The organism is Agrobacterium sp. 22117, assembly GCF_052045735.1.
In the GTDB taxonomy this organism is placed as follows: domain Bacteria; phylum Pseudomonadota; class Alphaproteobacteria; order Rhizobiales; family Rhizobiaceae; genus Agrobacterium; species Agrobacterium cavarae.
This window is the reverse complement of sequence record NZ_JBQEPP010000006.1, coordinates 197,578-209,835: the sequence shown is the minus strand read 5'-3', so window position 1 is coordinate 209,835 and position 12,258 is coordinate 197,578. Positions and strand designations below refer to the sequence as shown.

Annotated in this window: 10 protein-coding genes; 3 read left to right on the top strand and 7 right to left on the bottom strand. The window is 58.2% G+C overall.

Features of this window, described 5'->3' with window-relative positions:
* Positions 1–58: 58 nt before the first annotated feature.
* The 5 genes from ACTJKV_RS18110 to ACTJKV_RS18090 are packed head-to-tail and all read right to left on the bottom strand — an operon-like array spanning position 59 to position 4,493.
* Entirely contained in the window at positions 59–1,012 is a 954-nt protein-coding gene (locus ACTJKV_RS18110) for an aliphatic sulfonate ABC transporter substrate-binding protein (protein WP_440599201.1), read from the bottom strand.
* A 45-nt stretch (positions 1,013–1,057) separates the two neighbouring features.
* Complete coding sequence (locus ACTJKV_RS18105; RefSeq protein WP_440599200.1) at positions 1,058–1,762, bottom strand: ABC transporter ATP-binding protein; 705 nt, start codon at positions 1,760–1,762, stop codon at positions 1,058–1,060.
* Positions 1,759–2,595, bottom strand: coding sequence for an ABC transporter permease (locus ACTJKV_RS18100; protein WP_245495259.1), 837 nt, complete (start codon positions 2,593–2,595; stop codon positions 1,759–1,761). Before ACTJKV_RS18100 ends, ACTJKV_RS18105 begins: the two co-directional genes overlap by 4 nt.
* Entirely contained in the window at positions 2,588–3,721 is a 1,134-nt protein-coding gene (locus ACTJKV_RS18095; RefSeq protein WP_440599199.1) for an LLM class flavin-dependent oxidoreductase, read from the bottom strand. Before ACTJKV_RS18095 ends, ACTJKV_RS18100 begins: the two co-directional genes overlap by 8 nt.
* 1 nt (position 3,722) lies before the next feature.
* Positions 3,723–4,493 (bottom strand): ABC transporter substrate-binding protein, encoded by a 771-nt coding sequence (locus ACTJKV_RS18090; RefSeq protein ID WP_440599198.1) that lies wholly within the window; start codon positions 4,491–4,493, stop codon positions 3,723–3,725.
* A gap of 209 nt (positions 4,494–4,702) precedes the next feature.
* Between ACTJKV_RS18090 and ACTJKV_RS18085 the strand changes: the two genes are divergently transcribed.
* The gene (locus ACTJKV_RS18085; RefSeq protein ID WP_113260327.1) at positions 4,703–5,095 is read left to right on the top strand and encodes an ArsR/SmtB family transcription factor; all 393 of its coding nucleotides are present in this window, start codon (positions 4,703–4,705) and stop codon (positions 5,093–5,095) included.
* A gap of 112 nt (positions 5,096–5,207) precedes the next feature.
* Here ACTJKV_RS18085 and ACTJKV_RS18080 read toward each other — a convergent pair whose 3' ends face one another.
* The gene (locus ACTJKV_RS18080; RefSeq protein ID WP_440599197.1) at positions 5,208–6,527 is read right to left on the bottom strand and encodes an LLM class flavin-dependent oxidoreductase; all 1,320 of its coding nucleotides are present in this window, start codon (positions 6,525–6,527) and stop codon (positions 5,208–5,210) included.
* A gap of 319 nt (positions 6,528–6,846) precedes the next feature.
* On the opposite strand from ACTJKV_RS18080, the gene ACTJKV_RS18075 reads away from it, so the two are divergent.
* Positions 6,847–8,805 carry an AI-2E family transporter gene (locus ACTJKV_RS18075; protein ID WP_440599196.1) on the top strand — a complete coding sequence of 653 codons (1,959 nt, stop codon included), beginning with the start codon at positions 6,847–6,849 and terminating at the stop codon, positions 8,803–8,805.
* Between the two features lie 329 nt (positions 8,806–9,134).
* Positions 9,135–10,295, top strand: coding sequence for a GGDEF domain-containing protein (locus tag ACTJKV_RS18070; RefSeq protein ID WP_440599195.1), 1,161 nt, complete (start codon positions 9,135–9,137; stop codon positions 10,293–10,295).
* A 193-nt stretch (positions 10,296–10,488) separates the two neighbouring features.
* Here the strand turns inward: ACTJKV_RS18070 and ACTJKV_RS18065 are convergent, their stop codons facing one another.
* The gene (locus tag ACTJKV_RS18065; protein WP_440599194.1) at positions 10,489–12,249 is read right to left on the bottom strand and encodes a BatD family protein; all 1,761 of its coding nucleotides are present in this window, start codon (positions 12,247–12,249) and stop codon (positions 10,489–10,491) included.
* Between the last annotated feature and the right edge of the window lie 9 nt (positions 12,250–12,258).

The following is a 12,258-nucleotide window of genomic DNA, read 5'->3' as shown; positions in this document are numbered from 1 at the left end:
GGAATTTGGGATTTAATGGAAAGAGCCGCGACAGACGCGGCTCACTCGCCGCCGGCCGTCATTTGAGAGAAACGACACTGTCCTTGACATTCGGAAGTGCTAGAATGATGCCGCTTTTGGCATACCATTCAGCGACGGCTCCAATCTGTTTGACGTCCGCATCGGTTACGGACGTCGTGGGCACGGCGTTGTTCTCGCCGATTTTTTCCGCGAGATTGCTCGGGACATTCATCTCCTTGACCCACACCGCGCCAGCTTCTTCCTTATTGGCGACCGCCCAGGCGTTCTCGGACTTGATAACATCGAAGACGAGTTGAAGTTGGTCTGCCTTCGACGTGGCAAACTCCTTGCTGGCAACCAGAACGACGGCATTGTCCGACTTGATCGCCGCCCCATCGGCAACCACCTTCCCATCATAGGCGGTTTCCGCGATGGTCAGGAATGGGTCCCATGTCGCCCAGGCATCGACGTGACCCCGGGTGAAGCTCGGCCCGCTATCGCTTGGGCTCAAATACACACGCTCGACGCTTTTCGGGTCGACACCATTTGTCTGCAGGCCCTGCATCAGGAGATATTCACCCGTGCCACCCCGATTGACGGCGACCTTCTTGCCGGCAAGATCCTTGATCGAGGCGATGCCGGAGTCCTTTTTCACCACGATGCCTTCAGCACCCGGAGACATTTTCTGGTAGGCGAAAATGACCAGCGGAATTTTAGCCGACAAGGCAGCAATCGCCGATGTCGAGCTGCCTGCCGTGATGTCGATGCTGCCAGCGTTGAGCGCTTCGAAAGCGGGAGCTGCTGCGGGGAAGGGGCCAGCCCATTCTACTTTAATGCCCTTTTCGGCGAGCGCTTTTTCCAAGGTGCCGCGCGACTTGGCCAAGGTAATATCGTTCGGCCCGCGAAGCCAGCCGATGCGGATCGTTTGGTCTGCTGCCTGAGCCGCAGGGATAAGGCCCGTCACCGACGCCGCTACAACGAGGGCGGATAACAACTTTCGCTTGGTAAACATCATAATATCCAGTCTGCCGCTTCGGCTAGGGAGTGAGGTTTGGCTTCAGGCATGGGACGGTTCGACGCCTAGCTCTTGCAGGAGCTCTGTTTCGACAAGCGTCAGTTGAGGATCGCTTCGGCGCCGAGGATGGGGAGCATCGATGCGGATTTCGCGCGCGATACGCCCCTGATCGAGAACAAGAATGCGATCGGCAAGCGCGACGGCTTCCCATACATCATGGGTGACGAGCAACACGGCGGGCTTGTGCTTGCGCCACAGTTCAAAAACCAGATCGTGCATGCGCAATCTGGTCAGCGCATCAAGGGCCGCGAAGGGTTCATCGAGAAGAAGAAGAGCGGGCTCGCGCACCAAGGCACGCGCCAGCGCTGCCCGCTGTGCTTCGCCTCCCGACAAGGTGAGAGGCCATGCATCTTGCCGGTGAGACAGCGCGACATCCGCCAATGCCTGGCTGGCGCGCGAACGGGAGTGCGGCGTCTTCACGCCGAGCGCGACATTATCCATGACGCTTTTCCACGGAAGAAGTCGAGGCTCCTGAAACACCACCGAACGCCTCGAGGGAATCTCCAGTTTTTCTGCAGGAGCGGCGTCAAGGCCTGATAGCACCCGCAGCAGCGTCGATTTTCCCGATCCACTGCGACCCAGAAGCGCAACGAATTCACCCGGCGCGATCGTCAGGTCGATGCCGTCCAGGATGGCCGGTCCGCCAAAGGAGCGATGAAGCTGTCTGATGTCGACAAGATTGCTCATGCGATCACCTGCGGGCGCCAGCGTAGTGCATAAGCTTCGATCATCCGCACCAGTCCATCCGTCAAAAGACCCATCATCGCGTAAACCAGCAGGCAGACGACGATGACGTCGGTTTGCAGGAAATCGCGTGCATAGGTGATGATGTAGCCGAGGCCGCTCGAGGCATTGATTTGCTCGCCGACCACAAGGCTGAGCCAGGCGACGCTCAGCCCGTAGCGGATGCCGACCAGAAGCGACGGCAGCGCGCCTGGAATGATGATGTGGCGGATAATGCCAGCGGTGCCGAGATCGAGTGTTTGGCCCGCTTCTATGAGCTTCCTGTCGATGCCGCGGATGCCGCCATGTAACGTCAGATAGATCGGAAAGATTGCGCCAAAGGCAACAAGACCGATCTTGGGCGCTTCGCCGATACCGAACCAGAGAATGAAAAGCGGAAGAAGGCCGAGGAACGGCATGGCTTTCAACATCTGGATCGGCGGATCGATGACAGCTTCACCGAGCCGTGAGAGGCCGGAAATAAGCGCAAGCGTGATGCCGACGAAGACCGCGATCGAAAACCCGGCCACGACGCGCAAGAAAGAAACAGCAATCCCTGTGATAAGTTCTCCGGACTCGATCAGACGAACCGCCGTCGCGACGATATCGCTTGGGGCTGCAAGTATGCGCGGGGACAACAGACCGACGGTGCTGGCAACTTGCCATATGACGATGAGCGCAATCGGAGATGCGATACGGGCGCCGATCGTCCACAGCCGGCCGTCTGCATTCCTCGGCCTGGCGGATTGGTCGGCCCGTTGCCGCTTGTCTTGCGCTGATGCCATTGTGTCAGACATTGGCAGGCTTTCCGCTGAGGTCCCGGTCGAACAGGGTGGACCATGTGAAATGCTTGCGTTCCGGTGTCACGCGCGCCACGGGAAGGCGCGGTAGTACCAGTTCGCCGAAGCGATAGGCCTCTTCAAGCAGGGGCATGCCCGATAGAATGAAGGTATCGACGCCGATTTTCTGGTAGGCTTCGAGCGTGCGGATCACTGTGTCGGGAGAACCGACAATGGCCGTGCCTGGACCTGGACGAACGAGGCCCACACCTGCCCACAGGTTGGGGGCAATCTCCAGATCGCGCAGATTGGCAGGCTTGATGCCGCCATGCATGGCGCTCATACGCTGCTGGCCGACCGAGTCCGTGTTGGAGACGAAACGTTGGTTTGCCGCGATCGCCGCGTCGTCCATCTCATCGTAGAGGTCGGCCGCGGCCTCCCAGGCCTTTTCATCGGTTTTGCGGACGATGACGTAGAGGCGGATCCCGTAGTTGAGCTCTCGTCCGTACTCGGCAGCCTTTGCCTTGACCCGTTGAACCTTCTCCCCCATCTGCTCGGGTGTCTCGCCCCAGGAAAGATAGGTTTCGACGTGCTTGGCTGCGACGTCCATGGCGCTGTCCGAAGACCCGCCAAACCAGAGCGGCGGCGGCTGGATGGAGGCGCCTGCTGGCAGTGCCAGCTTGGCCCCTTCCGTCTGGAAATACTTGCCTTTGTGAGTGACGCTCTCGCCCGCCATCAGCCGGTGCCAGATGGCAAGATACTCATCAGCCATCGCATAGCGCTCGTCATGCGGCAGCATCATGCCATAGGCACCCAGCATCTTGGCATCGCCGGAGACGACATTGAGCATCAACCGGCCGTTCGAAAACTCCTGAAATGTCGCAGCCATCTTTGCAAGAAGGGTGGGCGCGATCAGGCCGGGATGAAATGCGACGAGGAACTTCATTCGCTCTGTGTAGGGCAGGAGGGCACTGGCGAGCGGCCAAACGTCATGCGCACCCGTGGCGAATAGAGCACCGGTAAAGCCCAGATGGTCATAGGCCTGTGCGAGCTGCTTGTAATAGCCATAGTCGATAGTGCGGGAGCCTTCCGGCTTCCAGGGATAAGCGCCATCGGGCGCGCACATGTACCAGAGTACGTTCATGTCAGAGATCTCCCTTATCCACCGGATAGATAGTCAGTTTCGTATCAAGGTCGCCGTGGTGAAAGAGTGTGTCGGCCTCTTCCTGCTGTTCGCGCAGCAGCGCCTGGTCGGCTCCATCCACCTGCCAGTTCCGCTCGGAAACCACGCGGGTCCATGCGCGCCGTTCAGCCTCTTCGCCAGAGGCGGACAGAAGCTCGGCGGCCTTTTCCGGATCGTTGGCGATCTCTCTGCCGAGACGTTTCAACTCGCCAGTGAAGTCCTCTAGGGTTGTCTCGGTCAGTCCGCGATTTTTGATCGTCCAGAAGGTTGAGCGATTGGGAATAAGGGTCCCGCATCGCGCAAGAACGGTAAATTCGCCGCTGACGAGAACCTGCTCCAGATGCGGGGTCATCGCAACCCAAGCCGCGACGGCGTTATCGCGCAACGCCGCAAGAGATTCAGCGGGCGACATATCCTGGCGAATGGTGTCCGTCAGGCGTAGTCCGATCTCTTCGAGTTGCTTAGCCAGAAGATAGCTCAAGAAGGAGCCATCGACGAGGGCGATCGGCTTGCCTTTCAAATCCGCGACCGCATTGATGTCGCTGGTTTTCGAGATGAGGATCGCACCATTCGTCGGCCGTGGCGCAGATGCAGCCGCATAGACGACAGGAAGCCCGGATGCTTTGGCGAGGATCGGCGGCGTCGACCCGGTGCCGCTGATGTCGAACTCACCCCTTGCCAGCCGCGCGCCGGTCTCTCGGCCTTCAGCATAGGCGACGAACTCCGGTTTCATGTTTGAAAATGCGCCCGGCCAGCGAGAGGCCAAGGTGAGATGGAGGTTATTCGGATGGTGACCGATCCTGAAAACCAAAATGCGTCCCCTTATTGATCTTCTTTATACAAATTTATATAATGATAGAGTGAGGAACGCGAGGAATTCAACCCTCTTCCCAGAGGGGCGAACGGAAAATTTTTCTAAGATTGGGAGCGAGGAGAGTGAGCATGCAAGCGTCAGGTAACGGGAATGAACGTAGACCGCACCCACCGAAGGTGAAATGCCGCGCGATCGGTGCGGCCTCCGATTTTTTGAAAGCCATGTCCAACCCGGTACGCCTGTCCATCCTATGTGTCTTGATGGAAGGCGCGCGCACCGTTGGTGAACTAGAAGAGATTCTTGACGTGCATCAACCGACCTTGTCGCAGCAGATTGGCGAGTTGAGGGAGGCTGGAATCATCGTGGGAGCGAGACAGGCGAAAGCGGTTCTCTACCGTCTTTCAGATCCGCGCGCTGGACAAATCATCGGTCACCTGCGGCTGCTCTTTCCAGATGCCAATGCATCGAAGATCTGGAAGGGAACCCAGTTCACCTCATCAACCGTAGCGCCCATGAGTTGATAGGCTTTCATCGCGCTGGCATGCGCCACATTGAACGGGCAGACTGTCTTCGTTGCCCGCTTGTTCCACGAGGGCGCCCTCACGAAACGACTGTCCGAAAGCGGGCCGCAGGTTACGCAAAGAAACGATTGACTGGTCGTGGCAAGCCAAGGTGCTCGCGCAAGGTCGTGCCTTCGTAGTCGGTGCGGAACAGACCGCGTCGTTGCAACTCCGGCACAAACTTCTCCGTCACGTCCTGCAAGCCTTGCGGCAGAAAGGGGAAGACGCAGGTAAAACCGTCCGCCGCCTCTTCGGCAAGCCATGTTTCCATCTCGTCGGCAATCATCTTCGGTGTGCCGATGAAGGCCAGTCCCGCATAGCCGCCGTAGCGTTGTGCCAGTTGCCGCACCGTCAGTTTTTCCTGCTCGGCAAGCCGCAGCACCTGCGCACGTCCGCTCTTGCTGGCATTGGTTTCAGGGATTTCAGGCAGAGGGGCGTCGGGATCGAAGCCGGAAGCATCGTGGCCAAGCGCGATGGAGAGGGAGGCGATCGCGCTTTCGTAATGCACAAGGCTATCGAGCCTGGCACGTTTAGCTTTTGCGTCTTCCACGCTGTCGCCGATCACGATCATTGCGGCGGGAAGAATTTTCAAATGCGCGGGGTCGCGACCAAACTTGGGCATGCGGCCCTTGATGTCGGCATAGAGCGCCTTGGCGGTCTCAAAATCACGGGGTGCTGCGAAGACGACTTCGGCCGTTTCCGCCGCTAGCTGCTTGCCGGGTTCCGACTGGCCCGCCTGGACGATGACCGGCCAACCCTGGACCGGTCGGGCAATGTTGAGCGGGCCGCGCACGCTGAATTCTTCTCCTTCGTGATCCAGCACATGCATCTTGTCCGGATCGAAGAAGATGCCGCTTTCCTGATCGCGGATCATCGCGTCGTCGGCAAAACTGTCCCACAGTCCTGTGACAACATCGAAAAATTCGCGGGCACGCTTGTAGCGTTCGCCATGCTCCACATGATCGGACAGGCCAAAATTGCGAGCGGCGTCGGGGTTGGAGGTCGTGACGATGTTCCACGCGGCGCGCCCGCCACTGATATGGTCCAGGGAGGCGAACCGGCGGGCAACATGGTAAGGCTCGTCGAAGGTCGTCGAGGCGGTTGCCGCAAGACCGATCCTGTCCGTGACGGCTGCCAATGCCGATAAGAGGGTGAACGGCTCGAAAGACGTTACCGTGTGGCTACGCCTCAAGGCTTCCACAGGCATGTTGAGCACTGCCAGATGATCCGCCATGAAGAAAGCATCGAACTTCGCTCGCTCCAATGCCTGCGCGAAGGATTTCAGATGGCTGAAGTTAAAGTTGGCATCCGCCCAAGCACCAGGATAGCGCCAGGCGCCGGTATGAAGGCTGACGGGACGCATGAAGGCGGTCAGGTGAAGCGATTTTTGCATGAAGTCGATCCCGTGGACTGAAGAGGAGACGCGGAGAGCGGGGCGAAGTTTATATCGAGACGGAACCGTCTTTGCGCAAGGGTGCGTTCGCTCGCAGTTCGTTCAGCCAACGAAATCAAACTCGCTAAGCTGACTGCCGTTCCGCCCGAAGGTTTCACCAAAGTGAACTCTGGTCTCGCGAATGCCAGCAACCTCCGCTCTAGAAACGGTATGAAAACGTGGTTTTACTCTGGCTGTAATTTATTTCTCTATCGCCCGATCAGTTTCGTCGCTGATGCATTTACCTGCTGGCCGGAAATCACGGCAATACTTTCAGCGCATGGGGGAATTTGTGAGCGGTATCGAGAGAAACGCAATCGCAGGAGGGGCAATCTCGAGTGGATCGGGTGCTCTCAAGGTGCCAGCCCTTTCTGGTCGGACAATCGTTGTGCTGATCGGCGTCGCGGTCATTCTGTATGTCGGCCAGGATGTGTTCATTCCCCTCGCGCTTGCCCTGCTCCTGACTTTCACGCTTGCTCCGATCGTTAGCTTTCTGCGCAAGCGTCGCGTCCCGAAGATCGCCGCCGTCCTCATGGCGGTGGCAAGCGCCTTCCTGGTGATTGCGGCTTTCGGCTTCATCGTCGCGGGACAGGTCGCCAATCTGGCGGACAACGTTCCGACCTATCAGCGCAATATCGTCGCGAAGGTACAGGCACTGAGCCAGGCTGGGTCCGGCAGCGGCGTGCTCGAACATATCAGCAAAGTCGTTGAACGCATCGGCTTGGAAATGCAGGACAATGCCGAGGAGAGCAAGGAGGGCGCCGTGGTACAAACGTCCAAACGCGAACCGATGCCCGTCGAAATCATCACGCGCTCCAATCCGGTTCAAACGCTCGGCAACTTCATCCTGCCGCTGATCAGCCCGTTCGCGACAGCTGGTCTTGTCATCGTCCTCGTCATCTTCATGCTGCTGGAGCGTGAGGAGTTACGCGATCGGTTCATCCGTCTCGTCGGGCTGGGCGATCTGCACCGGACAACGGCAGCGTTGCAGGATGCGGGAAAGCGGGTTGGCAAATACCTCCTGATGCAGCTTGTCGTAAACGCGCTTTATGCCCTTCCCATCGCGATCGGACTGTGGGTGCTCGGCATTCCGAACGCTATTCTCTGGGGACTACTAACGCTCGTTCTGCGGTTCGTCCCCTATATCGGCCCGGTGATCGGCATGATCCTGCCGCTTTTCCTGGCGCTGGCGATTGCGCCCGGATGGTCTCTCGTCGCATGGGTGGCAGCACTTTTCATCATAACGGAACTCGTCAGCAACAACGTCGTCGAGCCTTGGCTTTATGGTAGCCATACCGGTCTGTCCCCACTCGCGATCATCGTTTCAGCGATCTTTTGGTCATGGCTCTGGGGACCAGTCGGGTTGATGCTATCCACTCCTCTTACCGTCTGCCTCGTCGTGCTCGGGCGCCATGTCCCACAGTTCAGCGTCCTCGACGTTCTTCTGGGGAACGAGCCCGTCCTGCAGCCACAGGAGAAGCTCTATCAGAGACTTCTTGCAGGAGACCCAAACGAGGCGACCGATAACGCCGAAGATTTTCTAGAAGACGAGTACCTCCTCGATTACTACGAGCAAGTCGGATTTCCGGCTCTGAAACTCGGTGAGTTGGATCGCCAGCGGGGTGTGATGACGGAAGCGCAGATTGCCCTATTTGCGTCCACAACCCAGACACTGATCGGCAATCTGGCAGAGATCGCCATCGAGGAAGAGGCCGAACGCGATGTGTCAGTGCCAGACGAGGCTGCGCAGGTCGAGGCAACTGAGAATCCCGCAACGACGGAAACCAAGAGGAAATCGGTCCTCTGCATTGGCGGCAGGGGCGCGATGGACGACGCTGCCGCTTCGATGATTGCGCAAGCCCTTGCTATCCAGGGGGCGACGGTTTCCCAAGCCGAGCATTCCATGGTTAGCGGTACGACCATAAACCTGCTTCCCCTCTCAGGGATCGACACCGTCGTCATCGCATTTCTGAACGCGGGGTCGAGGGCTCATGCCCGCCAAGCTGTACGCCGCCTCAAGCGTCAAAAGCCATCTTTGCGGGTAGGGATCGTCATGCCAGCGACCGATGGTGACAGAGAAAGTCCGCTAGCGGCAGAGGACATCGACGCCGACTTCGTTGCGACAGGCATCACTCACGCTGTCCGGGGCGCTCTTTCGGACGGAGATGCTGTTGCGGTACGCGTCACGAAACGCGTTGGGCGGGCGCGCGAAAGGAAAGTCAATCCGCTCGTCGCATGAGCAACGATGCACTCGGCTCGTCTTGATCCGCCTTGAAACGGTTGTAGTGGGCGGACAGCAGACCCTTATCGCATTTTGGTGTTGCTGGTGACCTTCGGGGCAGCGTTCCCGGTTCGTCGAAAGCGCGTCGCGATCTTTCAGATCAGCTCCTTTCGATTCAGGCCTTATTCTTTCGCATGTCGTTATCGCAAAGCCGGTGACCACTTTTGCGCTACCTGCTTCAAGCCTCACTGCCTCGCTGAATGCGTCGAATTCCCACGCTCCAAGGCTTTCGCAAAAGATTAAGCAATCTTGAGTAGGAGTGCTGCAAGATAAAATTGTGGTGTTGAATGGCTACCGAACTAGATCTTCCGACTGTTCTTTTCCTCCAGAAGACGTCTTATATCGCGGGTGCCGTGACCCTAGGATACTTGCGACTAAGCTTCTCTGGGGAACGAGGCGTTGGACTGCTCGCTGTAAGCTTTTTAATTCTGGCAGCAGGCTCTACGCTTGCGGGATATGCTGAGCTTCATCCGGCTCTCTATGGCGTTCTCAGCCTCATAAATATAGCCTGTGCCGTTCTCGGGTATTGCCTGCTGAGTGCAGCCTTTGTTCTCGTCAGCAAGCCGAAACGGAAATTCCATCCCTGGCTTGTCTTCGTGCCTATGCTTGGGATTCTTTTTGCAGGTCTCGTCACGCAATTTCATCTGAATAATACCTACCGCGCCGTAACCTTTACGTCCCTGGGATTTCTGGCATTTGCTGCGACGGCAATGGTCGTCATGCGCGACGCTCGTCGTGAACCGCTGCCTATCCGAAAGTTGGTTGCAGGGACGCTTGCGGCTACCAGTCTTCTCTCGCTAACGATGGCCATCGAGTTCTGCTTCAACACATTCCCGATATTGGGAGTTGTCGACGGATTTTCTCTGATGATCATTTCCAAATTCGTCTTGGCAGTTTCGATCGTGATTTTTATTAGCGAGCGTCAGCAGACCGAGATCAGACAGTTGGCCAATCGCGATCCACTGACGGGTCTCTACAACCGTCGTGCATTTGGCGAGATCGTGCCGAGCAGCCTTCAGGAAGGGGACGCCATCCTCTTTCTCGACATAGATCACTTTAAGCAATTGAACGATCATTTTGGGCATGCCGCGGGTGATCAGGTTCTCGTCATGATGGCCCAAGCGATTCAGTCGACCACGCCGCCTTCAGCTTTGCTGGCACGCCAAGGCGGCGAAGAGTTTGTTGTTTTCCTTCCAGCAGAGGTTGGTGACGCCAAACTCCACGCAGAGCGAATTCGAAAGACGGTTGCAGACTTGCATTTTCCAGCGATTGCCTCGGATATCAAAGTGACCATCAGCGTCGGGATCGCGAGGGCATCTCGTCAACGAACGGGGCTGCCAGAAGTTTGTCGTCAAGCCGACCGGGCTCTGTACCTGGCTAAAACCGGGGGACGGAATCGTGTGTGTGACGCTGATCACAATTCCCTCCAGCAAGCTAGCTTCGGTTGAAGCCTCTTGTTCTCGAAACTCTTGGAGCGCCGTGCATCCTTTTGGACGCAAGGCGCTCTAACTCTTTCAACCTACGCATCGTTCTAATCCGAAGATCGAGTTCGGTTTTCGCGCCGATGCTATAGGATGCAATGCTCCGCTATTGCATACAATCTGGGGCTCGCCGTTCCCGGCGGGCCCCGGTCGTCATGCCTCAGGCCGGATAGAGCGACGGTAGCTTCGACGAGGTCTTGCCCTGCGTATTGCCGATCTTGCGGTCTTCCCTTGCAAGGACGTTAAGCCAATCGTGCGTTTTTGCCTCTGCTGCTTCTGCCACAAGCGCGAAGGCGGCTTTTTCCAAAGCGGCAATTGCCTCTCTGGCTGCATCCGTCATGGCAGGGTCACCACCGGCCAGCCGGCGCCAGGCGAGAACACAGCCGTAGGATCCACGCAGATCGCCGGATTTCCCTTTGCTGATCGCCAAAGCCAGTTGCTTGCGACGGTCGGAAGACGTGTCCGGACGCTCTTCCTGCTTGGACGTATTGGCCGCGACTGGCTGTCGGAGACTTTCATTGGCGTGCTGCTTTCGTCTGAAATAAAGGGCAACGCCGCCGAGTGCCGCCAGAATCGCGGCGGCCCCCAGTCCTGCAATCATATAGGCGGGCAAGACCTCGGTGCTTTCCGGATGTCCTTGCGGCTTGACCGGAGAGGCAGGTGCGGCTTTTTGCGCCGCCGCGGTTTGGTTGGCAGGTGGTATCGTTCCCTCGGCCTTGATGACCTCGCTTGGCAGAGTGGCCGTCCTTGCTTCTCCCGAGACACTGTCGGTCCAGTTCACCTTGATCTCCGGTAGCGTTATCTCACCACCACGGGTTGGCACGACGGATACGAGAAAATCCTTTCTCGCCACGGTGCCGTCAGCCGTTTGATCCTCGCCCGTCTGCGTGTCATCAAGATAAATGCGCGCGCCATCCGTGTTTTCGAAGGACAGGTCGGGAAGCTGAACGGTGCTCGCACCAAGCGCCAGCAAGCTGACGCGCCGGGTTACCGCTTCTCCTTCCCTGAAGACCGGGTGTTCGGGAGACCATTTGGCGGTCAGCTTGACGTTCTTGGCGGGCAGGAACCACTGGTGCTGCCCGGAGGCGGCGTTGGGATCTGCGCGTACCGTCAGTTTGATCGGTTCGGAGCGGACGGCAAACGGTTTTCCGCTGTCGAACATGTCGTTGAACATGGACGAGGGGAAGCCCGGGAAGCCCTGGAAGTCTGCGAAGGGATCGCGGCCCCGCGCTGAAGGGTCCGCGACCGAGCCGCGCAGGACGAAGGGGGGAATTTCGATTGCACCCTTTTCCTGGGGCTTGAGCATATAGGTGCGCTCGATGACGTTCACCGTCTGCCCATTCCGGGTGGCCTGGCTCACCCTGTCTTCTCCGCGTTGAACGAGTTCGAATGCGCTTGATTGCGGTGCAACGAGTTCGGCGCTCTTTATCGGCGCGCTGGTCTCGATCCGCACGGTCAGCGGTGTTTCCTGAAACAGGAAGGGGCTGCCGTCCTTGAGGCTTGCGGAAAGGTCGATTGCCGAGGTGCCGGTGGCTTTGGGCATGGAGCCCGCATCCACCACCTTGATAGCGACCGGTGAGCTGCTCAGTCTTCCCGCGGTGATTGCGGGAATTTCCAGTGTGCCCATCGACTTCGGTGACAGGGACACGATCCAGCTTTCGCTTTGGGACCGCTTTCCGTTGATGATTTGCGTCGACGAGGACTGCGATGTGCCCAGGACGTCAAAATCCTTCTGCAGCGGCGAAAGGTCCGGGCTTGCATCCGCCTGGCCGTTGGTCGTCAGCGTCAGCTGAAACGTGTCGCCTTGCGCCACCGTACCGCTGTCCACGCGGGCGGATAGCCCTGCGGCGAGGGCAGGAACGGCAAACGCAATCGAAAGAGCAGCAGCGCTGACTGTGGTCTTGAGGCTATTGAAATTCATAGTTCTGCT